Source organism: Erwinia magellanica (assembly GCF_039023495.1).
Taxonomy (GTDB): Bacteria; Pseudomonadota; Gammaproteobacteria; order Enterobacterales; family Enterobacteriaceae; genus Erwinia.
Map to the genome: position 1 here is coordinate 221,406 of NZ_JBCHVC010000005.1, position 25,895 is coordinate 247,300.

The following is a 25,895-nucleotide window of genomic DNA, read 5'->3' on the forward strand; positions in this document are numbered from 1 at the left end:
ATTTTACCGCTGGCAAGCTTGCTGTATATAAGGATTATGGTTGCCCTGTACCTTAGCAATGCGGTTATCTCTCTCACACTCCCAGGGGGTGACCGGATAGAGCTTGTTCCAGACCGTCATCAGCTGGGTTTGCTGCTTTGACATGCTTATCTGGTATTGGTCGCGCATATAAAACCAGGTTCGTGCTATGGCGCCACGGGCGCGGGCTGGCGGCTCGGCCAGTTTGTTTTTAAAGTCGATTTTCATTTCACACTGACCATACTGGCGCTCACTGCCGTTCCACTGGCTGTACATAAAGTTACCGCGATCGCCGTTCACCTCACCTATTGCGGGCTGAAGGTTGTGCAGATCCGTTTCAATACGGCGATAGCCGGCATCTTTGGCACACTGTTTACGCCCGCCATTCTGCCAGCACTGGCGCTGGTGTCCAAAGGTCCAGGCCGGTACTACATGTTCCCATTCGATACGCTTTGCGCGGCTGGCGTTTTTACGCACCTGATAGCCGCAGGAGGCGAGGTCAGGGATGCCTTTCTTGCCTTTCCAGGTGATTTTACAGCCACAGTAGAAGGAACCCGGAGCATCCGCATTGAGCTTAGCCGCATACTCTTTAGCCTGGCCAAAACTGTTCTGATGATAGTTGTTCTGGCTGAGGCTGTGCGCAACCAGCGGGGAGAGGAGCAAAAAGAGTGAAAGGCTGCGAATAATGTTGCGAAGCATGTTCTGAAAATCTCTCCTGAAAACGAGGCGGCGAGAGTAACAGATGGAGGCGGTTACGGGAAATCAGCTGGAGGTAATCAGGGCGTTAATAGCGCTATTTTTCACCCTCAGGCCAGTTTTTCAGATTTTTGGAACTCCCCAGGCAGAAGGCGTTCACCGCAGGAGACGCAGCGATACTCGCTTTCTCCTCGTATTACGCGGTTGTGGCGGCGTACGGTTAACTGATGCTGCTGACAGCCACAGCGATAAGGAAATGCACGGCTGCGTACAGAATCAATCTCAAACTTATGGGTACGCTGTGCAGGCACGCCCAGCACGCTTTCCATCATCCACTTCCACTCTTTGCCGTGCGGCGGCACGCGGCCAAAATGCTTCCAGACCAGAAGATGGGCCAGCTCATGGGGAACGACTTCACTGATAAACGCCTGCTGATTCTCCAGCAAAAGCACCGGATTCAGGCGGATCTCCCACTGTTCCAGCCATGCGGTGCCCGCAGCCGTGCCGCGCTGCTGGTAGAGAAGTTTGGGTTCAGGGTAGTGGCGTTCAAGCCGATGGTTTGCCTGCTGCAATTTTTCACGCAGCGAGCGCATCACTGCCTGTTGCAGCGCAATGGGAAGTCTGGGGGATTTCATACGGCAAAGGATACGATCGGAGGAAGAGGATTACAATAAAGCTGGCCGGGTTTCCCCGGCCAGTACTGTTTACTGTTTAGTCACGCTGGCCGATATCGCGCAGCTTTTTGCCGCCCAACAGGTTGCGTTCAATGTGTTCCAGCGAAACGTTCTTGGTTTCCGGAATCAGCATAATGGTCAGGATGATAAACACGATGTTCAGACCAGCGTAGACCCAGAAGGTGTTCGCATTGCCCAGAGTGTTGAGCATGGTCAGGAAGGTTGCGCCGACAATCATGTTGGCAATCCAGTTCGTCGCGGTGGAAACGGTGATACCGAAATCGCGGCCTTTCAGCGGCTGGATCTCAGAACAGAGTACCCAGATCAACGGACCGGCGCTCATGGCGAAACCAATGATGAACATCATCAGCATGGCGATAGCAAAGTACTGCGCGCCTTCAGAATGAATGCCCATATGCAGCATGGTTCCCAGCACGCCCATGCCTACTGCCATCACCATAAAGCCCAGTTTCAGCGTTGGTTTACGGCCCCAGCGGTCAACCAGACCAATAGCGATAAAGGTAGCCAGTACGTTGACCAGGCCAACGATGACGGTGCCCCACATCTGTTCGGTGGTGTTGGTAAAGCCAGCAATTTCAAAAATCTTCGGCGCGTAATACATAATGACGTTCATGCCGGTGAACTGCTGCATCACCTGCAAAAGTACGCCCAGGTAGACCGCACGGCGGAAGTTGCTGTTGTCTTTAAACAGGCTCCAGCCAGATTGTTTGATCTTCAGGCTTTCACGGATTTCATCCAGCTCGCGTTTTGCCTGCTCGCTGGTATCACGCAGACGGTCCAGCACGCGCTGAGCGGTGCGGAAGTCGCCTTTTGCCGCCAGCCAGCGCGGGCTGTTGGGCAGGAAGCACACCCCCACCAGCAGCAGAGCAGCAGGAATAGTGATGATACCCAGCATCCAGCGCCATTCGCCGGTGTAGCTGAAGGCGGTGTCAGAGAGGTAGGCACCCAGGATCCCGATGGTAATCATCAGCTGGTAAAGGGAGATCATACTGCCGCGAATTTTTTCCGGAGCGATCTCGGAAAGATAAAGCGGCGCAGTATAAGAAGCCACACCTACGGCCAGACCCAGCACAACACGGGCGAAGATCAGCATTTCCGGGTTAGAGGACATGGCAGACCACAGGGAGCCGATAACGAACAGGACTGCGCCAATCATCAGGCTTTTTTTACGTCCCAGACGGGAAGACATCCAGCCGCTGCCGACGGCACCGACGGCGGCACCGAACATCATCGAGCTGACAATCCACTCCTGCTGATGCGGGGTGACGTTAAAATCTTTGGCGATAAATGGCAGGGCGCCGGCAATCACGCCGATATCCAGACCAAACAACAGACCGGCCAGTGCTGCTAGGAAACAAACAAAAAAGGTCATCGCCTTGTTCGATGTTCTGCTCTGTTTCTTATTTTCAGGCATAACGCCTCCATTAAAGTGGTACTGCTTATTGTTGTTATAAATGTTAGAAAACCTTAGCCCGCAAGACTGTGCTGGAGATCACATTGGTGTAATCGGTTACACACCAGATCAATCCGATAAACAGCATCTTCACGCGCGCTTACGCTTTGTAACCAGAAAGTGAGGTAGTCTCACTTAGTTCCCAAGTGCCCTGCTATCAGACAGCGCTGAAAATAGCGCATTCCGCCACACCTTGTTAAGCGTGTTAATTCTTAATTGTCAGATTTACAGAATGTTTCTGCGTGTAACCGTTAACAATTAAGCAGTCAGGGCCAGAAGAAGTGTAGCCACAGCAGACTATTCTGCCAGCCGCAGAGATCAAAAAGGGCACCCATTGGGTGCCCTCTGTCGTGCCTGATTTGGCTTATTTGAGGCCAGCTGCCTCACGCAGTTGCGCAGCCTTGTCGGTTTTTTCCCATGGGAAGTGTTCACGACCAAAGTGGCCGTAAGCCGCTGTCTCACGGTAGATAGGGTGCAGCAGGTCCAGCATCTGGATCAAACCGTATGGACGCAGGTCGAAGAACTCGCGCACCAGCAGAGTCAGCTGCTCGGTAGAGATTTTCTCTGTACCGAAGGTTTCCACCATGATTGAGGTAGGTTCAGCCACGCCAATAGCGTAAGAAACCTGGATCTCGCAGCGGTCAGCCAGGCCAGCAGCAACGATGTTTTTAGCTACGTAACGAGCCGCATAAGCCGCTGAACGGTCAACTTTAGAGGGATCTTTCCCAGAGAAAGCACCACCACCGTGACGCGCCATACCGCCGTAGGTATCAACAATGATTTTACGTCCGGTCAATCCGCAGTCACCCATTGGGCCACCGATAACAAAACGGCCGGTCGGGTTGATATGATATTTGGTGCTGCTGTTGATCCACTCTTCAGGCAGTACCGGCTTGATGATCTCTTCCATCACCGCTTCCTGTAGATCTTTCAGCGAGATATCTTCGGAATGCTGAGTAGAGAGAACGACAGCATCGATACCGACAATTTTGCCATTATCATACTGGAAGGTGATCTGGCTTTTGGCATCCGGGCGCAGCCACGGCAGCGTGCCGTTTTTACGCACTTCTGACTGACGCTGCACCAGACGGTGCGCATAGGTCACGGGGGCTGGCATCAGCACTTCGGTTTCGTTGGTGGCGTAGCCAAACATCAGGCCCTGGTCGCCTGCACCCTGCTCAAGAGGGTCAGCACGGTCAACGCCCTGGTTGATGTCCGGCGACTGTTTACCAATAGCATTCAGTACGGCGCAAGAGTTGGCATCAAAGCCCATATCGGAATGGACATAACCGATTTCGCGCACGGTGTTACGGGTGATCTCTTCAATATCGACCCAGGCAGACGTAGTGATCTCGCCGCCAACCAGCACCATGCCGGTTTTTACATACGTCTCGCAAGCCACACGAGCTTTCGGATCCTGCTCAAGAATAGCATCAAGCACGGCATCAGAAATCTGGTCGGCGATTTTATCAGGATGTCCTTCTGAGACGGACTCGGAAGTGAAAAGGTGTTTAGCCATTAATTCTTTACCTTACTGAATACGGGTTGAAATCGACTGCATAGCGCGAAAATACTGTCACCGTTAACCGGTTCAGGCTCTCAGCGCCCCCTCAGGCAAAGCCATGAGCAGTACATATAAAAGAAGACGCTTAGAAGTTAACCAGTATAGATGGATTAACATCTGGACGGCTATTTTAGGTTACTCATTAATCGGATTGCCAGCCTTTTTTCTTTAAAGCTTTTTTCAGTTGAGGCACAAAGTGGAAAATATTCATGACAGGGTACGCATTTCAACGATTCAGATTTTGCATTTTGGGCGTTTCGGCTGTATAAAACGCCGCTGCGTTGCACTGTCCTGACCTCCTTCATCTTTCCGACACCTACGCCGTCTACTCTTTTATCAGACTTCCCCCTCACTCAGCATTGGCTGAGAGTGAGAGCCGTGGGGAGTGTACGCCATGTTTAATGTTATACTTCACAGAACGATTGGTGTGATTCGCCAGTGTTTTATGCTGGATTTCCCGGTAGTCGATGGGTTGTTGTCGCAGCATTTCCCTGCGATAGTAGTTAACTGTTTCGCATCATTTGAATTTGAGGCTCGTAATGTCTGACGACATGAAGACTATCAAGGGTTCGTCAGCAGGCGAACAGGGTGTACTCCGCTCCATGCAGGAGGTGGCTATGAGCGATCAAGATGCCAGCAAGATGCTGCGCACCTACAATATTGCCTGGTGGGGTAATAACTATTATGACGTCAATGAGCTGGGGCATATCAGTGTCTGCCCCGATCCGGACGTGCCGGAAGCTCGCGTCGATTTAGCGAAGCTGGTTAAAGAGCGTGAGGCTGAAGGCCAGCGTCTTCCTGCCCTGTTTTGTTTCCCTCAGATTCTGCAACATCGCCTTCGTTCGATAAACGCGGCCTTTAAGCGTGCGCGTGAATCCTATGGCTATCGCGGTGATTATTTCCTCGTCTATCCGATAAAAGTTAACCAGCACAAGCGAGTGATCGAGTCGCTGATCAACTCTGGTGAACCGCTGGGTTTAGAGGCTGGTTCCAAAGCTGAGCTGATGGCAGTGCTGGCCCATGCGGGCATGACGCGCTCGGTGATTGTCTGTAACGGCTACAAAGACCGTGAATACATTCGTCTGGCGCTGATCGGCGAAAAGATGGGCCATAAAGTCTATCTGGTGCTGGAAAAAATGACCGAAGTGAAGCTGGTGCTTGAAGAGGCTGAACGGCTGAACGTGATCCCGCGTCTGGGTATCCGCGCGCGCCTGGCTTCCCAGGGTTCCGGTAAATGGCAGTCCAGCGGCGGCGAAAAATCTAAATTTGGTCTGTCGGCAACGCAGGTTCTCAAGCTGGTGGAGATCATGCGCGAAGCGGGCCGGATAGAAAGCCTGCAACTGCTGCACTTCCACCTTGGTTCGCAGATGGCGAACATCCGTGATATCGCTACTGGCGTGCGTGAGTCGGCGCGTTTCTATGTGGAACTGGCTAAGCTTGGCGTAAACATTCAGTGCTTTGATGTCGGCGGTGGCCTGGGCGTGGATTATGAAGGTACGCGTTCGCAGTCCGACTGTTCGGTAAACTACGGCCTGAACGAATATGCAAACAACGTGATCTGGGCGATAGGCGATGCGTGTGAAGAGCACAACCTGCCGCATCCTACGGTGATCACCGAGTCTGGCCGTGCAGTAACCGCGCACCATACCGTGCTGGTATCAAACATCATCGGCGTGGAGCGTAACGAGTTCAGCGAACCACAGCCGCCTGAAGGTGATTCACCACGTCCTATCGTCAGCATGTGGGATACCTGGCAGGAGATGCACGAGCCAGACAATCGTCGCTCGCTGCGCGAATGGCTGCACGACAGCCAGATGGATCTCTTTGACATCCACACCGGCTACTCGCAGGGAACTTACGATCTCAAGCAGCGTGCCTGGGCCGAACAGCTTTATCTGAGCATCTGCCACTATATCCAGCAGCATCTGGATCCAAGCAACCGCGCCCACCGTCCGATTATCGACGAACTCCAGGAGCGCATGGCGGATAAAATCTACGTCAACTTCTCGCTGTTCCAGTCGATGCCGGATGCATGGGGAATTGATCAGCTGTTCCCGGTTATGCCGCTGGAAGGGCTGAATAAATCGCCAGAGCGTCGCGCCGTGCTGCTCGATATCACCTGTGACTCGGACGGCACCATCGATCACTATGTGGACGGTGACGGCATTGCGACAACCATGCCAATGCCGCAGTACGACGTGGATAACCCGCCGATGCTGGGCTTCTTTATGGTCGGCGCCTATCAGGAGATCCTCGGCAATATGCACAACCTGTTCGGCGATACCGAAGCGGTTGACGTCTTTGCCTATGCCGATGGTCGGGTTGACGTGCAGCTTTCAGATGAAGGCGACACCGTTGCTGACATGCTGGAGTATGTGCAGCTTGATCCTCAGGAGCTGCTGACGCATTTCCGCAATCAGATCAAAGAGAGCGATCTGGACGAGGAGCTGCGCGCGCAATTCCTGGAAGAGTTTGAGTCTGGCCTCTACGGCTATACCTATCTGGAAGATGAATAAAGAGGATTGTGTATGAATAACACCCTGGGCAACCAGTATGATAACTCGCTGGTTTCAAACGCCTTTGGTTTTATGCGTTTTCCGGTTAACTTCCAACCCTACGACAGCGATGCCGAGTGGGTGATTACCGGTATTCCTTTCGATGCGGCGACCTCTGGCCGACCAGGCAGCCGCCTGGGGCCGGGTGCCATTCGTCAGATCTCCACTAACCTGGCATGGGAAGGCTGCCGCTGGCCGTGGAACTTCGATCTGCGTCAGCGCCTGAAGGTAATTGACTGTGGTGACCTGGTCTATGCCTTTGGCGATTCGCAGGATCTGACCGATAAGCTACAGGCGCACGCGGAAAAACTGCTGGCGAACGGCAAGCGCATGATGACCTTCGGCGGCGATCATTACGTGACGCTGCCTCTGCTGCGCGCGCATGCCAAATACTTCGGCAAGATGGCGCTGGTGCATTTCGATGCCCACACAGATACCTACTCTAACGGACCAAAGTTTGACCACGGCACCATGTTCCACCATGCGCCGCAGGAAGGGCTGATCGATCCGGCACGCTCGGTGCAGATAGGTATCCGCACTGAGTTCGACGCCTCGCTGGGCTTTAACGTGCTTGATGCGGCGCAGGTTAACGATCGCAGCGTGGATGACATCATTGCTCAGGTGAAAGAGATCGTAGGCGATATGCCGGTTTACCTGACCTTTGATATCGACTGCCTGGATCCGGCTCACGCGCCGGGTACCGGCACGCCGGTGATTGGCGGATTGACCACGGATAAAGCGACCAAGCTGGTGCGCGGTTTGCAGGGGTTGAATATCGTCGGTATGGATCTGGTGGAAGTGGCACCGGGCTACGATCAGTCCGATATCACTGCGCTTGCTGCGGCAACGCTGGCGCTGGATATGCTGCACGTTCAGGCCGTCAATAAAGGCTGATAACGGCAGGGAAGAGAAGGGCGCGCCTCTGGGTGCGCCCTTTTTTTATCGCTTCAGTTATTTACCGGCAGCGATACGATCTTTGATGTGCTGGGCGCGGGAAGTGGAAGAGGGGTGGGAGTCAAACATGGTGCTTTCGTGGCTGCCTTCCAGCTTCGAGAGTTTTTCAAAGCTGGTGACCAGGCCTTCCGGATTGATGCCGCGCTTCTTCATCAGGTCAAACGAGTAGTCATCCGCCTGAGATTCCTGCTTCTGTGAGAACTGTGCGTTAACCAGTTTCTCTCCCAGGTCGCCCAGCTGAGACTGGGAAAGCGTAGCGGCGATGCCGCCCACCGATGCCGCAGCTGTACGGGCAGCCGTGGCGCTGTAGGCAACCTGCATGGCGCGACGGGTATGGCCCAGCGCAACGTGGCCCATTTCATGACCGAGTACGCCTTCCACTTCGTTGTCGGTCATCATATCCATCAGTCCGCTGTAGACGCGGATACAGCCGTTCGCCATCGCCCAGGCGTTAACGTCTTTGGTTACATAAACCTTGTAGTTGGCTGGCGTGCCGTTGATGTTGTCGCCCAGCGCCGCCGCAATTTTGTTCAGGCGCTGAGTATAGACGCTGCTGGCAGGAGCAATCTGTGCTTCGCTGTCCATCTGTTCGCACGACTTCACGCTCAGCTCTTTAACCTGCTCATCGCTCAGCGTGGCAGCCTGATAAGCCTGCGCGCCAGACTGCAACAGCGCATTACTGTCGAAATTCTGGCAGCCAGAAAGTGCGGAAATCAGACCCAGAGTAAGTACAGAGTTACGTAATTTCATATTATTTCGTCCATTGGGTAACAAGGTAATAAAAACAAGAACCTGCCAAAAAGGGCGATAAAAAAGCGAACAATAAAGAGGGCGTTATAACCTTCCCCGAGACAAATGCATAGTGGCTAAGCTCTCAAAGCGCAAGTTTCCTCCCGGTATTTTGCACGTTTCGCCATGTACAGGAGGCCCGTGTTTCATGTACATTGTGGGTCGACTTTTACAACTTTGCCTGATAACTCATTGATTAAAATAGGTTAAGGACGGCGAAGCGTTTAATCCGACCTGGAGTAGAACATGTCTTCTCGTAAAGAGCTTGCTAACGCCATTCGCGCATTAAGTATGGATGCGGTACAAAAAGCCAAATCTGGCCACCCGGGCGCCCCGATGGGCATGGCAGATATCGCCGAAGTACTGTGGCGTGACTTCCTGAACCATAACCCCACTAACCCACTCTGGGCCGACCGCGACCGCTTTGTGCTGTCCAATGGCCATGGCTCAATGCTGATTTACAGCCTGCTGCACCTCAGCGGCTATGATTTGCCAATCTCTGAACTGGCTAACTTCCGTCAGCTGCACTCTAAAACTCCAGGTCATCCGGAATTTGGTTATACCGCAGGCGTTGAAACCACCACCGGCCCGCTGGGGCAGGGCATTGCTAACGCCGTAGGCATGGCGATTGCAGAGCGCACAATGGCTGCGCAGTTTAACCGTCCTGGTCACGATATTGTCGACCACAGCACCTATGTATTTATGGGTGATGGCTGCATGATGGAAGGGATCTCCCACGAAGTCTGCTCGCTGGCGGGTACGCTCGCGCTTGGCAAACTGGTGGCTTTCTATGATGACAACGGCATCTCTATCGACGGCCATATCGACGGCTGGTTTACTGATGATACCGCTAAGCGTTTTGAAGCCTACGGCTGGCACGTAGTGCGCGGCGTGGATGGTCACGATGCTGAAGCGATCAAAAAAGCGGTTGAAGAAGCGAAAGCCGTCAGCGACAAACCTTCTCTGCTGCTGTGCAAAACCGTTATCGGTTTCGGCTCGCCGAACAAGGCAGGCACTCACGACTCACACGGCGCGCCGCTGGGTGATGACGAAGTAGCCCTGACCCGCAAGCAGCTTGGCTGGAGCCACGCGCCGTTCGAAATTCCACAGGATATCTACGCGCAGTGGGATGCCAGAGAAGCAGGCCAGGCTAAAGAAGCCGCATGGAACGAGAAGTTTGCCGCCTATGCTAAAGCCTACCCGGAGCTGGCAAAAGAGTTCAGCCGCCGTATGGGTAACGAGCTGCCAGCTAACTGGCAGGCAGAGTCGCAGAAGTTTATTGAACAACTTCAGGCTAACCCGGCGAAAATTGCCAGCCGTAAAGCATCGCAGAACAGCCTGGAAGCCTTTGGTAAGCTGCTGCCTGAATACCTGGGCGGCTCTGCCGACCTGGCACCAAGCAACCTGACCATGTGGTCCGGCTCTAAGCCGATCAATGAAGACGCAGCCGGTAACTACATCCATTACGGCGTTCGCGAGTTTGGTATGACCGCCATTGCCAACGGCATCACGCTGCATGGTGGCTTCCTGCCATACACCGCAACCTTCCTGATGTTTGTGGAATACGCGCGCAACGCTGCCCGTATGGCTGCCCTGATGAAAATTCGTCAGATTATGGTCTATACCCACGACTCTATCGGTCTGGGTGAAGATGGCCCGACGCACCAGCCGGTTGAGCAGATGGCAAGCCTGCGCGTTACGCCAAACATGAGCCTGTGGCGTCCTTGCGACCAGGTTGAGTCTGCGGTGGCGTGGAAATATGCCATCGAGCGTGTCGATGGCCCAACGGCGCTGATCTTCTCCCGTCAGAATCTGGCGCAGCAGGATCGTACTGCTGAGCAGCTGGCTAACGTTGCGCGCGGTGGTTACGTGCTGAAAGATTGCGAAGGGCAGCCTGAAGCGATTCTGATCGCGACCGGTTCCGAAGTTGAGCTGGCGGTAGGCGCGTATGACCGGCTGACTTCAGAGGGGCATAAAGTTCGCGTAGTTTCTATGCCTTCTACCGATGCCTTCGACAAGCAGGATGCTGCCTACCGTGAAGCGGTACTGCCGAAAGCGGTCAGCGCTCGCGTGGCTATCGAAGCGGGTATCGCCGACTACTGGTTCAAATATACCGGCCTGAACGGCGCTATCGTAGGCATGACCACCTTTGGTGAGTCAGCACCTGCTGAGCAGCTGTTTGAGATGTTTGGCTTCACCGTGGATAACGTGGTCGCCAAAACCAAAGAGCTGCTGTAATGCGCAGGGGCGGGAGTCATCCCGCCCCTTACTGCGGCTTTCATTGCTGCCAGAAAATCTGCCTTTAATATCTTTTCTGCCGTCTCTCACAGCATGATCAGAAAAGCTGTCTTCGCTGACTTTCCCACCCTTTCTCCCGGCACGACCAGAAAATTTCCCTTTAATGGCCTTTTTGCCGCAGGTTCTGACAATAATCAGAAGCGCTCTCTTCATCGCCACCTTTCCCACTGCGGTGACAGTCTTAATTTTCTAAATCTGTGACACAGATCCAAAGATTGTCGCTGCAATTGATCCCGGTCATTCCTATTATTCCTGAGTTGAACTATTGTGGCTGAACCGTTTCAGTTCTACTGTGTGCTGAAGTCTGACGGGTTTTCAGGCCGGTGGTCTGACATAAAAATTCCCTGTACAAACCCGATCGTCTGCCTCAGGCTAACGCTCCAGTTTTACACTGAATTCAGATGCTGGAGTGATATGACAGTTCGCATTGCCATAAACGGGTTTGGCCGCATCGGGCGTAACGTACTGCGAGCGCTCTATGAAACCGGCCGTCGGGCGGAAATCACCGTGGTGGCTGTCAATGAGCTGGCGGAAGCGGCTGGCATGGCGCACTTACTGAAGTATGACACCAGCCACGGACGCTTTGGCTGGGACGTGCGCCAGGAGCGGGATCTGCTCTGGGTAGGTGAAGATACGATTCGTTTGCTGCACCATGCGGAGATTGCCGGGCTGCCGTGGCGGGAGCTGAATGTCGACGTGGTGCTTGACTGTACCGGCGTGTACGGCAGCCGCGAAGATGGCGAAGCGCATCTGGCTGCGGGTGCAAAAAAAGTGCTGTTTTCCCATCCCGGCGGTAATGACCTGGATGCCACCGTGGTCTACGGTGTGAATGAGAAAGAACTCCAGCCGAATCACCTGATTGTCTCTAATGCCTCCTGCACGACGAACTGTATTATTCCTGTGATTAAACTGCTGGATGATGCCTATGGCATTGAGTCGGGAACGGTGACCACCATCCACTCTGCAATGCACGATCAGCAGGTGATTGATGCCTATCACAGCGACCTGCGGCGTACGCGCGCGGCCAGTCAGTCTATTATTCCGGTCGATACGCGTCTTGCCGCCGGGATTACTCGTATTTTTCCTAAATTTAATGACCGGTTTGAGGCTATAGCGGTGCGCGTTCCCACCATAAACGTGACGGCGATTGATTTGAGCGTCAGCGTCAGGCGCGCGGTAGGGGCGTGCGAAGTTAATGCCTTGTTGCGAAACGCGTCAGAAGGGGCATTTAGTGGTATAGTTGACTATACGGAACTACCGTTAGTCTCAATAGATTTTAACCATGATCCGCACAGTGCCATAGTCGATGGCACGCAGACGCGGGTCAGCGGTCAGCATCTGATCAAGACACTGGTCTGGTGCGACAACGAGTGGGGCTTTGCTAACCGGATGATCGACACCACGTTAGCAATGGCCGCAAGCGGTTTCAGGTAGGGCGCGGACTGCGCCCGTCAAAACTTAGAGAATCAACGAGAGGATTCACCATGTCTGTAATTAAGATGACCGATCTGGATCTTGCTGGCAAACGCGTACTTATCCGTTCTGATTTGAACGTGCCGGTAAAAGAAGGGAAAGTGACGTCTGATGCACGTATTCGTGCTTCATTGCCGACCATCGAAGCGGCGCTGAAGCAGGGCGCAAAAGTGATGGTAACCTCCCACCTTGGTCGCCCAACTGAAGGTGAATACAACGAGGAGTTTTCTCTCCTGCCGGTTGTTAACTATCTGAAAGACAAACTCTCTTCTCCTGTTCGTCTGGCGAAAGATTACCTTGATGGCGTAGAGATTGCCGAAGGTGAACTGGTCGTTCTGGAAAACGTTCGCTTCAACAAAGGCGAAAAGAAAGACGACGAAGCCCTCTCTAAAAAATATGCTGCCCTGTGCGATGTCTACGTGATGGATGCCTTTGGCACCGCTCACCGCGCGCAGGCTTCCACCCACGGCGTCGGCAAATTTGCTCCGGTTGCCTGTGCAGGCCCGCTGCTGGCTGACGAATTAGAAGCCCTGGGCAAGGCGCTGAAAAGCCCGGCTCGTCCAATGGTTGCTGTGGTTGGTGGTTCTAAAGTTTCCACCAAATTTGACGTGCTGAACTCGCTGGTAAAAATTGCGGATACCGTGATTGTGGGCGGCGGCATCGCCAACACCTTCGTGGCTATTGATAACAACGTCGGTAAATCGCTGTACGAGCCTGATTTTGTTGAAGCGGCGAAAAAACTGCGTGATGAATTTAAAATCCCGGTTCCTACCGACTCCCGCGTAGGTACAGAATTCTCTGAAACTGCCCCCGCTACCGTCAAGAAAGTCAATGAAGTCAAAGATAACGAAGAGATCATGGACTTCGGTGACGAAACCGCACTGGCAATGGCTAAGCTGTTGAAAGAAGCCAAAACTATTCTGTGGAATGGCCCGGTTGGCGTGTTCGAATTCCCGAACTTCCGTAAAGGAACAGAAATTGTAGCGAAGGCGATTGCAGAGAGCGATGCGTTCTCTATCGCCGGAGGCGGTGATACGCTGGCTGCCATCGATCTGTTCGGTATCGAAGATAAAATTTCTTATATCTCTACCGGCGGCGGTGCTTTCCTGGAGTTCGTGGAAGGCAAAAAACTGCCAGCCGTCGCCATGCTTGAAGAGCGTGCGAAACAGTAATTTCTGGGGCGGGAGCGCGTCTCCCGCCGGACTGATTTGCCCGACTATCGGGTGCCAAATCTCTTAATACGACCGACGAAACAGGACAAAAAACATGTCTAAAATTTTTGATTTCGTAAAACCAGGCGTTGTCACCGGCGACGACGTGCAGAAAGTTTTTAAAGTAGCGAAAGAGAACAAATTCGCTCTGCCAGCCGTTAACTGCGTGGGTACTGACTCCATCAACGCCGTACTGGAAACCGCCGCTAAAGTTAAAGCGCCGGTCATCATCCAGTTCTCTAACGGTGGCGCTGGTTTCATCGCCGGTAAAGGTCTGAAGTCTGACAAGCCACAGGCTGCGGCTATCCTGGGCGCAATCTCTGGCGCACACCACGTGCACCTGATGGCTGAACAGTACGGCGTGCCAGTTATTCTGCATACCGACCACTGCGCCAAGAAACTGCTGCCGTGGATCGACGGTCTGCTGGATGCGGGTGAAGCACACTTCGAGAAAACCGGTAAGCCACTTTTCTCTTCCCACATGATCGACCTCTCTGAAGAGTCGCTGGAAGAGAATATCGAAATCTGTAGCAAGTATCTGGCGCGTATGGCCAAGATCGATATGACGCTGGAAATCGAACTGGGTTGCACCGGCGGTGAAGAAGATGGTGTGGATAACAGCCACATGGACGCTTCTGCCCTCTATACCCAGCCAGAAGATGTTGATTACGCTTACACTAAACTGAACGCTATCAGCCCACGCTTCACCATTGCGGCCTCCTTCGGTAACGTACACGGCGTGTACAAGCCAGGTAACGTTAAGCTGACCCCAACCATCCTGCGCGATTCTCAGGACTATGTGAGCAAGAAACACAACCTGCCACATAACTCTCTGGATTTCGTCTTTCACGGCGGTTCAGGTTCATCAGCGGCTGAGATTGAAGAATCTATCGGCTACGGCGTGATCAAAATGAACATCGATACCGACACCCAATGGGCAACCTGGGACGGTATCCTACAGTACTACAAAAAGAACGAAGGCTACCTACAGGCGCAGTTGGGTAACCCGGAAGGCGCAGATAAGCCAAACAAAAAATACTACGATCCGCGCGTCTGGCTGCGCGCATCCCAGTCCTCTATGATTGTGCGACTGGAGCAGGCTTTCAAGGAACTCAACGACGTTGGCGTGCTGTAAGTCACCTGACTAAGCCGAAAAGGCCCCTTTATGGGGCCTTTTTTTATGCCAGAAGCTGGTAACCAATTGTTATTTTGACTGCTTATTTGGCACAACAGACTATTTTTAGTTACCCTTTGGGTTTGGGCTGTCAGTTTCTTCTGGCGATAGCACCTATTGAGAACAACAACAGGATAACCAAATGGAAGATCTTAACGTGGTACATGGTATCAACAGCGCTGGTGGCTGGCTGGTGCGCAACCAGGCGTTGCTGTTGAGCTATGCCGTCAACATCGTCGCGGCCGTCGTCATTATCATTATCGGGATGATCGTCGCGCGCATCATCTCTAACATGCTGAATAAAGTTCTGCGGACACGTCATATTGATGCCACGGTTGCTGATTTTCTCTCCGCGCTGGTACGCTACGGCATTATTGCTTTTACCCTGATTGCCGCGCTGGGCCGGGTAGGGGTTCAGACCGCCTCCGTTATCGCCGTACTGGGTGCGGCAGGTTTAGCTATTGGTCTGGCCTTGCAGGGATCGCTGGCGAACCTGGCGGCGGGTGTGCTGTTGGTCACCTTCCGTCCTTTCCGTACCGGCGAGTTTATTGACATTGGCGTGATGGGAACCGTGCAGAACGTGCAGATTTTCTCTACCACGCTGAAAACCGCCGACGGAAAAATTGTGGTGGTGCCTAACGGGAAAATTATCGCGGGCAATATCGTGAACTTCTCACGGGAGCCGGTTCGCCGTAACGAGTTCATCATTGGCGTGGCTTACGATGCCGATGTGGACCAGGTTATTCAACTGCTACAGGAAGTGGTGGATGCCGAGCCACGTGTGCTGAAAGATATGGGCGTGCAGATTGGCCTTAACGAACTGGCTGCCTCTTCCCTGAACTTTGTAGTGCGCTGCTGGAGCAACGCGGGCGATCTGCAACTGGTGTACTGGGACCTGATGAAGAACTTCAAACGTACGCTGGACGCACACAATATTGGTATCCCTTATCCGCAGATGGATGTTCACCTGCATCAGGTTAAAACCCCTGAAGCGCCGCAGAGTGACGCAGCGCCGCAGGTGATACAGACCTTGTCAAAGCCGGAGTAAATTTCAGGCGGTCAGGAATGTGTAAGGCGTGGCGCAATTTCACCACGGCCCGCGCCAGCGTGCTTTCCACAGCAATATATGGCCGCAGCTAACTGAATTTACTGCGCAAATAAGGCGAACTCCGGTTCGCCTTATTCAGATCGGGGCCATTAGCTATACTGATATACCATAAGATTTTTCCATTTCATCTAATGACTTCTCCCCTATACACTCGGCTGACATCATCTGGTTGAGGAAGTCTTGTGTTATCTATTTTCTTTCAGGGCATGGCGCTGGGCGCTGCGCTCATTCTCCCTTTAGGGCCTCAGAATGCGCTGGTGCTGAATCAGGGTGTCCGTCGTCAGTATCATTTGATGACTGCCGGACTCTGTACTTTGAGCGATATTGTACTGATCTGTGCAGGGGTCTTTGGCGGCAGCGCCTTGCTGACCCAGTCGCCGTTACTGCTGAACCTTGTCACCTGGGGTGGCGTGGCATTTTTAGTCTGGTATGGCTGGGGCGCCCTTCGCACCGCTTTTAGCGGAGAAGTCGATCTCGCCTCATCAGCGGCGATGAAGCAGAGCCGGTGGCGAATTTTTGCCACCATGATGGCAGTGACCTGGCTCAATCCTCACGTTTATATCGATACTTTTGTTGTGCTCGGCAGTCTTGGCGGCCAGCTACCCGCAGAGGCACGAAGCTGGTTTGCCCTGGGGTCGGCCAGCGCCTCTTTACTGTGGTTCTTTGGTCTCGCCTCGCTGGCTGCCTGGCTCTCACCCGTGCTCAATACCGCGAAAGCGCAGCGGGTCATTAACGCTTTAGTCGGCGTGATGATGTGGGGCATTGCGCTTAAGCTGGCGCTACAGGCGGTAGGCTGGGCTTAAGGGAACTCACTCCAGGAATTAAGGTCATAGCCTGATACCTGAAAACGCAATAACATAGCCTGTTGCGTTTTAACGGAACAATTCTCTGGCGACGAGCCTTTTTTCATCGCCCGGATATGACTGAAAGCCCCCCACGGAGGAACCCAGTGAAGCTTACCAAATTGGCTCTGGCCGCAATAATTGGACTTGGAACAGTACCCGCACTCGCCCTGGCAGATGAACTGCCAAACGGCCCACACGTTGTTACCTCCGGCCAGTCCAGCGTTGACGCCACGCCGGATATCGCCACGCTGGCTATCGAAGTCAGCATCACCGCTAAAGATGCGGCTGACGCCAAAAAACAGGCGGACGAACGCGTCGCGCAATATTTTGATTTCCTGAATAAGAACGGGATTGAGAAAAAAGATATCGATGCCGCAAACCTGCGTACTCAACCTGAATATGACTACACCAAAGAAGGTAAAGCGGTTCTGAAAGGCTATCGTGCGGTGCGTCAGGTGCAGGTTACGCTTCGCCAGCTGGACAAGCTGAATGAGCTACTGGACGGCGCACTGAAATCGGGCCTCAACGAAATCCGTTCTGTAGAACTGGGCGTGGCGAATCCTGACCAGTACCGTAATAAAGCGCGACAGGCGGCTATAGAGGACGCCACGCAGCAGGCAGGCGAGCTGGCAAAAGGGTTTAACGCTAAGCTGGGAGAGGTTTACAGCATCCGTTATCACGTAGCTAACTATCAGCCGATGCCGGTGGCCAGAATGTATAAGATGGCTGACGCGGCGCCCATGACTTCCGCCGCACAAACCTATGAGAAGCAGAGCATTCACTTTGACGATCAGGTAGACGTTGTTTTTGAGCTACAGCGCGGCCAGTAACGGATAACGTTTTCGCTGTCGGCTCATGCTGGCAGTTTCAGCATGAGATCGGCAACTTCAGGGCCTCCTTCGGGAGGCCTTTTTGCTGGTTATTCGCTCTGGCGCAGAACGCGATGGCCGTGGCCAATCAACGCATCGGTTACTTTACGCATCAGGCGGCTCTCCGGGGCGAAGCGGTGCCAGTAGAGCATCCGCCGCTGGAACAGGCCTGGCGTTAAGTCAATCAGTTCGCCCTCGGCCAGCTCACGTTCTATCTGCAAATGCGGGATCATACAGCAGGTGGTTCCCTGCCGCGCCAGCTGCACAAAGGCTTCAGAAGAGTTGACGATGTGACAGGGGACGCTGCCTGGCGACAGGTCAAAGTTCTGCTGCAAAAACGCCTGATGCATATCATCCAGATGGTCAAACGCCACCGCAGGCGCTTTCAGCAGGGCAGATCGGGTTACGCCGTTGGGAAAATAGCGTGCGGCGAACTCTTTCGAGCCGACAAACAGGTAATCCAGCGCGCCGAGCTGATCAACCAGACAGCTTGGCAGCGGCTGCGGCTGGATACTCACGGCCCCAACTACTTCCCCGCGACGCAGGCGCTCCTGGGTACGGCTCTCATCCTCTACCTGCAAATTCAGGCGGACCGGCGAGTCCGTTAACACGGTTTTCAGCGCCGGGAGCAGCCAGGTGGCCAGACTGTCGGCGTTGACCGCCAGCGAGAGCAGCAGAGGCGTGGTTCCGCCGTTTTCATCACCCAGCCATTGCTCCTCCAGCAGCTCGACCTGGTGCAGCAGCGCCAGCAGCTTTTGTCCCTGCTCAGTGGGGCGCGGCGGCACGGTACGTACCAGCAGCGGCTGACCAAACATATTTTCCAGCTGTTTGATTCGCTGGGACACAGCCGACTGAGTGATACAAAGCTTTTGTGCTGCGCGCTCAAAGCCGCGCTCGCGAATGACGGCATCCAGCGCCTGAAGCGTTCGATAATCCGGGCGTTTCATTGTGGGTATAAACTCTCTTTCAGGTGTGGAAACTGCACTATGCCATAAATTTGCCATTTTCCCCCAGGGCAATAATCACTTTATCGCTTTGTGGGCCGGCTTCCAAACTGCCAACAAATGCCGCGTGAAGGCGGTGATTTCTGACCGGGTTGTTTTATACTGGCGGCACACTTAAGCCCTTCGGAATTGAAACTGACCATGACACAGGATGAACTGAAAAAGGCCGTTGGCTGGGCCGCGCTGGACTATGTCTCTCCAGGCACCATTGTTGGCGTAGGAACGGGTTCCACTGCCGCGCATTTTATCGATGCATTAGGCTCTATCCGGCATCAGATTGAGGGGGCAGTCTCCAGCTCGGAGGCCTCTACCGAAAAGCTGAAAGCGCTGGGCATTCCGGTCTTCGATCTCAATGAGGTGGATTCTCTCTCTGTCTATGTTGATGGCGCGGATGAAATCAACGGCATGATGCAGATGATCAAAGGCGGCGGCGCAGCCTTAACGCGGGAAAAAATTATCTCTGCCGTTGCGGATAAGTTTGTCTGCATCGCGGATGAATCCAAGCAGGTAGATGTGCTGGGCCGCTTTCCGCTGCCGGTGGAAGTGATCCCTATGGCGCGCAGCTATGTGGCGAGAGAACTGGTTAAGCTGGGTGGCCTGCCGGAATACCGTCAGCATGTGCTGACCGATAACGGCAATATCATCCTCGACGTGCATAATCTGAAAATCCTTGACGCGGTTGCGCTGGAGAGGGCCATCAATGCGCTGCCTGGCGTGGTGACGGTAGGGCTGTTTGCGGCGCGTTCAGCCGACATTGCCCTGATCGGCACGGCCAATGGTGTTAAGACCATACAAAAATGATCTTACCGGCGCCGGAGCGGCGTCGGGTCATTGCAGCTAAAAAAACATCTTTTATGAGTGCAATGAAATTTGGTGACTTATGTCACATAACAGACCCCCGCAGGGTAATCCTGCTGATCCTGCCGCGCGCACCATGATTATCTGCCGAAATGTGCTGCCGCTCCCCGTCGCCATGCTACCGTGCAGGCAATCGTTTGTATTGCCGCAGAGCGAAAATTTGATATTTTGACAGAAGGCTAACTTATGCCCGGGTTAAGACAGGGGTAAGCTGGCACATCTGAAGTCTGCTAAATAGGGTCGGGAAATGGCAAAAGTATCACTGGAGAAAGACAAGATTAAGTTCCTGCTGGTGGAAGGCGTTCACCAGAGCGCGGTGGAAAACCTGCGCGCATCAGGGTACACCAACATTGAATTTCACAAAGGTGCGCTGGACAGCGAAGCGCTGAAAGAGTCGATCCGCGATGCGCATTTCATCGGTATCCGTTCGCGTACCAACCTCACTGAAGAGATTTTCGCCGCGGCGGAAAAACTGGTGGCAGTAGGCTGCTTCTGTATCGGCACCAATCAGGTTGACCTGAATGCAGCCGCTAAGCGCGGCGTGCCGGTATTCAACGCGCCATTCTCCAATACCCGATCCGTAGCAGAGCTGGTTATCGGCGAGCTGCTGTTGATGCTGCGCGGTGTGCCGGCAGCCAATGCCAAAGCCCACCGCGGCATCTGGAACAAACTGGCGGTAGGATCTTACGAAGCCCGTGGCAAAAAGCTGGGGATTATTGGTTACGGCCATATCGGTATGCAGCTGGGCGTGCTGGCAGAGAGCCTGGGCATGCACGTGTTCTTCTATGATATCGAGAACAAGCTGCCGCTGGGTAATGCCACTCAGGTTCGCCATCTCTCCGATCTGCTTAACATGAGCGATGTGGTCAGCCTGCACGTGCCGGAAACCCTCTCCACGCAGAACATGATGGGCGCAGAAGAGCTGGCGATGATGAAGCCGGGCGCGCTGCTGATCAACGCTTCTCGCGGCACCGTGGTGGATATCCCTGCACTGTGCAAAGTACTGGCAGATAAGCACCTTGCTGGCGCAGCGATTGACGTTTTCCCGGAAGAGCCGGCAACCAACAGCGATCCATTCAACTCGCCGCTGTGTGAGTTTGATAATGTGATCCTGACGCCGCACATTGGTGGATCAACGCAGGAAGCACAGGAGAATATCGGGATTGAAGTTGCCGGTAAGCTGGCAAAATATTCCGATAACGGCTCCACGCTCTCTGCCGTTAATTTCCCGGAAGTTTCTCTGCCGATGCATGGCGACCAGAGCCGTCTGCTGCATATCCACGAGAACCGCCCTGGCGTGCTGACGGCTATCAACAACATCTTTGCTGGTCAGGGCATCAACATCGCCGCCCAGTACCTACAGACAACTCCGCAGATGGGGTATGTGGTAATTGATATCGATGCGCCGCAGGATATTGCCAATACCGCGTTGCAGCTGATGAAAGCGATCCCCGGAACTATTCGCGCCCGCATGCTGTACTGAGCATAAAAAGAGGCAGAAGGTGAGTCTGACTTTCTGGCTGCCCGGCTGATACAGCCGCTTTATGCACCTGCTGGCACCAGCCAGTCAAGCCCCGGCAGATTTTCTGCCGGGGCTTTGCTTTATCTGCTTACCATTGCCAGATATGCGAAGGCGTAATGATTGCTGGCAGCGGCACATCCCACTCAGCCACCGGCAGCTCATCGACCTGCTGGCAGTCATGCGCCAGACCCACCGGTAAAAAGCCGTGCTGCTGCCAGTTTTGCAGCGTTCTGTCATAAAAGCCGCCGCCCATTCCCAGACGCTGTCCCTGCCGGTCAAAGGCCACCAGCGGCACCATCACCAGATCCAGCTCGTCCAGCGTTGCCAGGTGGCGTATATCCAGCGGCGGCTCAGGAATGTTCAGGCGATTTGGCGTCAGTAGGGTAGTGGGTTGGTAGCGGATAAAAAGAAGCTGTCCGGCAGAAAAGGGGTGAAGCACCGGCAGATAGACCTGCTGCTTGTGCTGCCAGAGTTTGGCAATCAGCGGTCGGGTACTCAGCTCGCCATCAAAAGAGAGAAACAGGGCGATTTTTTTTGCTTGCTGTAGCGGGGCGAAATTCAGCGCCCGTTCGGCGGCCTGCACCGCAGCCATCTGCTGCTGCTCTGGCGTCAGCGCACGCCGCAGATGGCGCACATGGGTACGGATATCCTGTCGGTCAAAAAGATTGAGGCTCATACATTCCCCAGGGTCAGGCTGGCTAATGGAGGTTACAGAGAAGGGTGCCACAGCTCAGACCGGAGTACGAGCCTGTCAGCATCGACTGGCTAAAAACAGCACTGAATTTTAGTGAGCAAAACCTGTTTGCAGGAAATCGGGAAGCATCAGACAGCGAGAAATTCTGGTGAGGACAGAAGCGGTAAAAGAAGGCGTTTGTAAACGAGAAAAATCGTGTTGGAAATGAGATCTCTAAAGAGGAATTTTAGCTAAGAAAACAAGGCGGTATGGCGAGAGCGCGGCAGGGATGGAACTGAGTGAGGAATCTCCGAGATGCCGCCGCAGGCTGTAACCCTTGAACCCTTGGTTCAAGGTGAGACTGCCGTCGTAACCATCAGGCTTCTCGGACGAACCGAGCTTGCACACAGGTTACAGAGCGTCAGACTCTGTTGGTATTAAATATCGGCTCAGGGGACTGGCCCGCTTGCAAACATCTCAGAGAATTTTTTTACTTCACCGTTACTCTAACATGAATAACGATGAGGTGTTATTCGAACTTGCTTCCGGTTCTTTCTGTAATACGACCCTGTTCAAGCAATGCCTGTTCAATGGTCTGTTGCAGCATCCGGATACGCTGTTCCATGTTACTGGCGTAATCGCGGGTTTTGACTTTTTCCGCAGCCAGCTCATGGCAAATGTTCAGTGCAGCGATAAAAACCAGCTGCTCGGTATTTGTGACTCTAGTGCGAACTTTTAAATCTTGCAACCGTTGATTGAGATCTTCAGCAGCCATGTTCAGCGCATCTTGCTGTTCTGGCGGACAATTTACTCGTAACGAACGGCCAAAAATTTGAATATCTACCGGTTGTGCAGACATGCCACCATCCTGACTGATTACTCTACCGCCAATCTCCCTACCGCTCAGTGGGTTGGGAGGGTAGGCGACTATAACTACGCCTTATAGAAGAAACAACCCCTTTTCTGGAATCGTTGAGGCACCTGGTGGTAGCATAACACGAACTTATCCAGCCAACGATGGCCAAAACGTATGTCACTATCAAACACAATGCCGGGCTATGATGCGCTGGCTTCAGCACTGACGCAGCAGGGCGTAGGGATGACACCTGCCGAAATGCATGGCTTACTCAGCGGAATGATCTGTGGCGGCACGAAAGAGAGCGGTTGGCAAACGCTGGTCCATGAGCTGACCAATGAAGGCATGGCTTTCTCCCAGTCGCTGGCCTTGCCGTTGCAGCAGCTGCATGAGGCCATCGGCAACACGCTTGAGGAAGAGGGTTTCCTGTTCCAGCTTTATCTGCCGGATGATGAAGATATCAGCGTGTTCGATCGCGCCGATGCGTTAGCGGGTTGGGTGAACCATTTCCTGCTGGGCCTGGGCGTCTCTCAACCCAAGCTCGACAAGGTGAAAGGCGAGACGGGCGAAGCGATAGACGATCTGCGAACTATTGCGCAGTTGGGCTACGATGAAGATGAAGATCAGGAAGAGCTGGAGCAGTCTCTGGAAGAGGTGATTGAGTACGTTCGCGTTGCGGCACTGCTCTGCCATGATACCTTCACCCACATTGTGCCCACGGCTGTGGAAGTGAAAAAACCGACCCTGCACTAAGCGGGCAATATCAGGAGAGAGGGATGACCCAGCAAGAATTCTTACGTCGTCGGCAGGCGCTGCTGAGCAAAATGGCCCCGGCCACGGCAGCGGTGATCTTTGCCGCCCCGGAAGCCACGCGCAGCAACGACAGCGAATACCCATACCGTCAGAACAGCGATTTCTGGTATTTCACCGGCTTCAACGAGCCTGAAGCGGTACTGGTGCTGATCAAAAGCGACGAGAGCCATAATCACAGCGTGCTGTTTAACCGCGTGCGTGACCTGACGGCGGAAATCTGGTTTGGTCGCCGTCTTGGGCAGGATGCCGCTCCGGAAAAGCTTGCTGTAGACCGCGCGTTACCTTTTGGCGACATCGCTGAGCAGCTGCCGCAACTGTTGAACGGTCTGGATGGCGTTTATCATGCGCAGGGGCTGTACGCCGAAGCGGATGCGCTGCTGTTTGCCGCTCTGGAAAAACTGCGGGCTGGTTCTCGCCAGAACCTGAAAGCGCCCGCCTCGGTTACCGACTGGCGCCCCATCGTCCATGAAATGCGTCTCTTCAAGTCACCGGAAGAGCAGGCTCTGCTGCGAGAAGCGGGGCGTATCAGCGCGCTGGCGCATACCCGCGCCATGCAGCAGTGCCGTCCCGGCATGTTTGAATATCAGCTGGAAGGGGAGATCCATCACGAATTTACCCGCCATGGCGCGCGCTATCCTTCCTACAACACCATCGTTGGCGCAGGCGAAAACGGCTGCATTCTGCATTACACCGAGAACGAGAGCCAGATGCGCGAAGGCGATCTGGTGCTGATTGATGCAGGCTGTGAGCTACAGGGCTATGCGGGTGATATCACGCGCACTTTCCCGGTCAGCGGTAAGTTTACGGCGCCTCAGCGCGCTGTTTATGACATTGTTCTTGAGTCACTGAACACAGCGCTAAAATTGTTTCGCCCTGGCACCAGCATCCGCGAAGTGAATCAGGAAGTGGTTCGCATTATGGTCACCGGGCTGGTGAAGCTGGGCGTGATGAAAGGTGAAGTAGAGACGCTGATTGAAGAGCAGGCGCATCGCCAGTTCTTTATGCACGGGCTGAGCCACTGGCTGGGGCTGGACGTTCACGACGTCGGCTATTACGGCCACGATCGTGACCGCGTGCTGGAGCCAGGTATGGTTATCACCGTTGAACCGGGCCTCTATATCGCTCCGGATGCAGATGTACCGGCAGAGTACCGCGGTATAGGTATCCGCATTGAAGATGACATTATTATCACCGCCGACGGCAATGAAAATCTGACCGACAGCGTGGTAAAAGAGGTGGATGAGATTGAAGCACTGATGGCGGCAGCGAAGGCGTAATGAGCATTGTAATTGCAGGCGGAGGAATGGCTGGCGCCACGCTGGCGCTGGCTGTTTCTCATCTCACCCAGGGGAAAGTTCCGGTCACGCTGGTGGAAGCCACCGCGCCAGCCAGCCGGACGCATCCGGGCTTTGATGGCCGGGCAATTGCGCTGGCTGAAGGAACCTGCCAGCAGCTGGCCGCCATTAATCTGTGGCCGTCTCTCTACTCCTGCGCCACAGCAATCACCCACGTACACGTCAGCGATCGCGGGCATGCCAGCTTTGTTTCGCTGTCTGCCGCTGAACACGGCATCTCTGCGCTGGGGCAGGTGGTGGAGCTGCATGATGTCGGCCAGCGCCTGTTCAGCCTGCTGGAGAAAGCGCCCGGCGTGCGGGTCTGCTGCCCGGCTAAAGTCACTCAGGTGGCACGCAGCCAGCAGAGCACTCGCGTAACGCTGAGCAATGGCGAAACGCTGGAAGCTCAGCTGCTGGTAGCCGCAGATGGTTCAGGTTCTGCCGTAGCAGCCTCCTGTGGCATACAGTGGCAGTCGCACGATTATCAGCAGATGGCGGTTATCGCCAACGTTTCCACACAGCAGCCGCACGGTGGTCGCGCCTTTGAGCGCTTCACCGAGCACGGTCCGCTGGCCTTGTTGCCGATGTCGGCAGGAAGAAGTTCGCTGGTCTGGTGTCATCCGCTCCAGGAGAAGGCCACCGTAGATAGCTGGAGCGACAGCCAGTTCAGGGCGGAGCTGCAAAAAGCGTTTGGCTGGCGGCTGGGCCGTATCACGCAGGTCGGGCAGCGCCACAGCTATCCTCTTCAGTTGCAGGCCGCTTCTCAGCACGTCTCTCACCGGCTGGCGCTGGTGGGCAATGCAGCGCAAACGCTGCACCCTATTGCCGGTCAGGGATTCAATCTGGGACTCCGGGATGTGATGTCTCTTGCAGAAACCGTGGCTGCCGCCTGGCGCGCAGGCGAGGATGTGGGGAGCTATGCCACGTTGCAGCGCTATCAGCAGCGCCGCCAGCCGGATGCCGCTGCCACCATTGGCATTACCGACACGCTGGTCAGGCTGTTTGCTAACCGCTATACACCGCTGGTGGCAGGACGCACTCTTGGCCTGATGGTCATGGACGCGCTGCCGCCAGTGCGGAATTTGCTTGCCGAGCGTACGTTAGGCTGGGTCGAGCGTTAAGGAGAAAGCAGT

General features: G+C 54.3%; 23 protein-coding genes and 1 other RNA gene. 15 read left to right on the top strand and 9 right to left on the bottom strand.

The genetic code is table 11. From position 1 onward, the window contains the following. Positions 1-3: 3 nt before the first annotated feature. The 4 genes from endA to metK all read right to left on the bottom strand — a co-directional run bounded on the left by endA (position 4) and on the right by metK (position 4,381). On the bottom strand, positions 4-717 hold the full coding sequence (endA, locus tag AAH450_RS17920; protein ID WP_342911425.1) for a deoxyribonuclease I: 714 nt from the start codon (positions 715-717) through the stop codon (positions 4-6). Between the two features lie 107 nt (positions 718-824). Beyond that, positions 825-1,349 carry a SprT family zinc-dependent metalloprotease gene (locus AAH450_RS17925; protein ID WP_342911426.1) on the bottom strand — a complete coding sequence of 175 codons (525 nt, stop codon included), beginning with the start codon at positions 1,347-1,349 and terminating at the stop codon, positions 825-827. 76 nt (positions 1,350-1,425) lie between these two features. Next, positions 1,426-2,823 (bottom strand): sugar porter family MFS transporter, encoded by a 1,398-nt coding sequence (locus AAH450_RS17930; protein ID WP_342911427.1) that lies wholly within the window; start codon positions 2,821-2,823, stop codon positions 1,426-1,428. 403 nt (positions 2,824-3,226) lie between these two features. After that, positions 3,227-4,381, bottom strand: coding sequence for a methionine adenosyltransferase (gene metK, locus AAH450_RS17935; RefSeq protein ID WP_342911428.1), 1,155 nt, complete (start codon positions 4,379-4,381; stop codon positions 3,227-3,229). A 490-nt stretch (positions 4,382-4,871) separates the two neighbouring features. On the opposite strand from metK, the gene AAH450_RS21175 reads away from it, so the two are divergent. From AAH450_RS21175 to speB, 3 genes are read left to right on the top strand one after another with little or no spacing between them, the layout of a single operon-like run. Then, positions 4,872-4,973, top strand: a complete 102-nt coding sequence (locus AAH450_RS21175; protein WP_412916661.1) for a virulence promoting factor — start codon at positions 4,872-4,874, stop codon at positions 4,971-4,973. Beyond that, entirely contained in the window at positions 4,966-6,942 is a 1,977-nt protein-coding gene (gene speA, locus AAH450_RS17940) for a biosynthetic arginine decarboxylase (protein ID WP_342911429.1), read from the top strand. Before AAH450_RS21175 ends, speA begins: the two co-directional genes overlap by 8 nt. 12 nt (positions 6,943-6,954) lie before the next feature. After that, positions 6,955-7,875 carry an agmatinase gene (gene speB / locus AAH450_RS17945; RefSeq protein WP_342911430.1) on the top strand — a complete coding sequence of 307 codons (921 nt, stop codon included), beginning with the start codon at positions 6,955-6,957 and terminating at the stop codon, positions 7,873-7,875. Positions 7,876-7,932: 57 nt separating this feature from the next. Here speB and loiP read toward each other — a convergent pair whose 3' ends face one another. Next, positions 7,933-8,685: a metalloprotease LoiP gene (loiP, locus tag AAH450_RS17950; RefSeq protein WP_318789608.1), complete on the bottom strand. Its 753-nt coding sequence runs from the start codon at positions 8,683-8,685 to the stop codon at positions 7,933-7,935. Between the two features lie 285 nt (positions 8,686-8,970). Here loiP and tkt point away from each other — a divergent pair, with 285 nt between their 5' ends. The 7 genes from tkt to AAH450_RS17985 all read left to right on the top strand — a co-directional run bounded on the left by tkt (position 8,971) and on the right by AAH450_RS17985 (position 17,663). Further along, positions 8,971-10,962 carry a transketolase gene (tkt, locus tag AAH450_RS17955; protein WP_342911431.1) on the top strand — a complete coding sequence of 664 codons (1,992 nt, stop codon included), beginning with the start codon at positions 8,971-8,973 and terminating at the stop codon, positions 10,960-10,962. Positions 10,963-11,436: 474 nt separating this feature from the next. Continuing rightward, positions 11,437-12,456 (top strand): erythrose-4-phosphate dehydrogenase, encoded by a 1,020-nt coding sequence (epd, locus tag AAH450_RS17960; protein WP_342911432.1) that lies wholly within the window; start codon positions 11,437-11,439, stop codon positions 12,454-12,456. Positions 12,457-12,506: 50 nt separating this feature from the next. Then, positions 12,507-13,667 carry a phosphoglycerate kinase gene (pgk, locus tag AAH450_RS17965; protein ID WP_342911433.1) on the top strand — a complete coding sequence of 387 codons (1,161 nt, stop codon included), beginning with the start codon at positions 12,507-12,509 and terminating at the stop codon, positions 13,665-13,667. Between the two features lie 94 nt (positions 13,668-13,761). Continuing rightward, positions 13,762-14,841 (top strand): class II fructose-bisphosphate aldolase, encoded by a 1,080-nt coding sequence (fbaA, locus tag AAH450_RS17970; protein WP_342911434.1) that lies wholly within the window; start codon positions 13,762-13,764, stop codon positions 14,839-14,841. A gap of 181 nt (positions 14,842-15,022) precedes the next feature. After that, positions 15,023-15,928 (top strand): small-conductance mechanosensitive channel MscS, encoded by a 906-nt coding sequence (mscS, locus tag AAH450_RS17975; protein ID WP_342911435.1) that lies wholly within the window; start codon positions 15,023-15,025, stop codon positions 15,926-15,928. 242 nt (positions 15,929-16,170) lie between these two features. Beyond that, on the top strand, positions 16,171-16,791 hold the full coding sequence (gene argO, locus AAH450_RS17980) for an arginine exporter ArgO (RefSeq protein ID WP_342911436.1): 621 nt from the start codon (positions 16,171-16,173) through the stop codon (positions 16,789-16,791). A gap of 146 nt (positions 16,792-16,937) precedes the next feature. Continuing rightward, positions 16,938-17,663 carry an oxidative stress defense protein gene (locus AAH450_RS17985; protein WP_342911437.1) on the top strand — a complete coding sequence of 242 codons (726 nt, stop codon included), beginning with the start codon at positions 16,938-16,940 and terminating at the stop codon, positions 17,661-17,663. An 89-nt stretch (positions 17,664-17,752) separates the two neighbouring features. On the opposite strand, the gene AAH450_RS17990 is transcribed toward AAH450_RS17985, so the two are convergent. Next, a complete protein-coding gene (locus AAH450_RS17990; protein ID WP_342911438.1) occupies positions 17,753-18,649 on the bottom strand; it encodes a LysR family transcriptional regulator ArgP in 897 nt (298 codons plus the stop codon). 198 nt (positions 18,650-18,847) lie between these two features. Here AAH450_RS17990 and rpiA point away from each other — a divergent pair, with 198 nt between their 5' ends. Both rpiA and serA read left to right on the top strand, forming a co-directional pair. Next, positions 18,848-19,507 carry a ribose-5-phosphate isomerase RpiA gene (rpiA, locus tag AAH450_RS17995; RefSeq protein WP_342911439.1) on the top strand — a complete coding sequence of 220 codons (660 nt, stop codon included), beginning with the start codon at positions 18,848-18,850 and terminating at the stop codon, positions 19,505-19,507. Between the two features lie 304 nt (positions 19,508-19,811). After that, positions 19,812-21,047 carry a phosphoglycerate dehydrogenase gene (gene serA, locus AAH450_RS18000; protein ID WP_342911440.1) on the top strand — a complete coding sequence of 412 codons (1,236 nt, stop codon included), beginning with the start codon at positions 19,812-19,814 and terminating at the stop codon, positions 21,045-21,047. Positions 21,048-21,174: 127 nt separating this feature from the next. Here the strand turns inward: serA and AAH450_RS18005 are convergent, their stop codons facing one another. The 3 genes from AAH450_RS18005 to zapA all read right to left on the bottom strand — a co-directional run bounded on the left by AAH450_RS18005 (position 21,175) and on the right by zapA (position 22,618). Beyond that, positions 21,175-21,762, bottom strand: coding sequence for a 5-formyltetrahydrofolate cyclo-ligase (locus AAH450_RS18005; protein ID WP_342911441.1), 588 nt, complete (start codon positions 21,760-21,762; stop codon positions 21,175-21,177). Between the two features lie 300 nt (positions 21,763-22,062). Continuing rightward, positions 22,063-22,246, bottom strand: a non-coding RNA gene (gene ssrS, locus AAH450_RS18010) — 6S RNA. Between the two features lie 42 nt (positions 22,247-22,288). Further along, positions 22,289-22,618: a cell division protein ZapA gene (gene zapA / locus AAH450_RS18015; protein ID WP_318789620.1), complete on the bottom strand. Its 330-nt coding sequence runs from the start codon at positions 22,616-22,618 to the stop codon at positions 22,289-22,291. A 171-nt stretch (positions 22,619-22,789) separates the two neighbouring features. Here zapA and AAH450_RS18020 point away from each other — a divergent pair, with 171 nt between their 5' ends. The 3 genes from AAH450_RS18020 to ubiH are packed head-to-tail and all read left to right on the top strand — an operon-like array spanning position 22,790 to position 25,883. Then, positions 22,790-23,368, top strand: a complete 579-nt coding sequence (locus tag AAH450_RS18020) for a YecA/YgfB family protein (RefSeq protein ID WP_306210721.1) — start codon at positions 22,790-22,792, stop codon at positions 23,366-23,368. A gap of 23 nt (positions 23,369-23,391) precedes the next feature. After that, positions 23,392-24,705, top strand: coding sequence for a Xaa-Pro aminopeptidase (gene pepP / locus AAH450_RS18025; protein ID WP_342911442.1), 1,314 nt, complete (start codon positions 23,392-23,394; stop codon positions 24,703-24,705). Beyond that, positions 24,705-25,883, top strand: coding sequence for a 2-octaprenyl-6-methoxyphenyl hydroxylase (ubiH, locus tag AAH450_RS18030; RefSeq protein WP_342911443.1), 1,179 nt, complete (start codon positions 24,705-24,707; stop codon positions 25,881-25,883). The genes pepP and ubiH overlap by 1 nt, the downstream gene beginning before the upstream one ends. Positions 25,884-25,895: the final 12 nt, after the last annotated feature.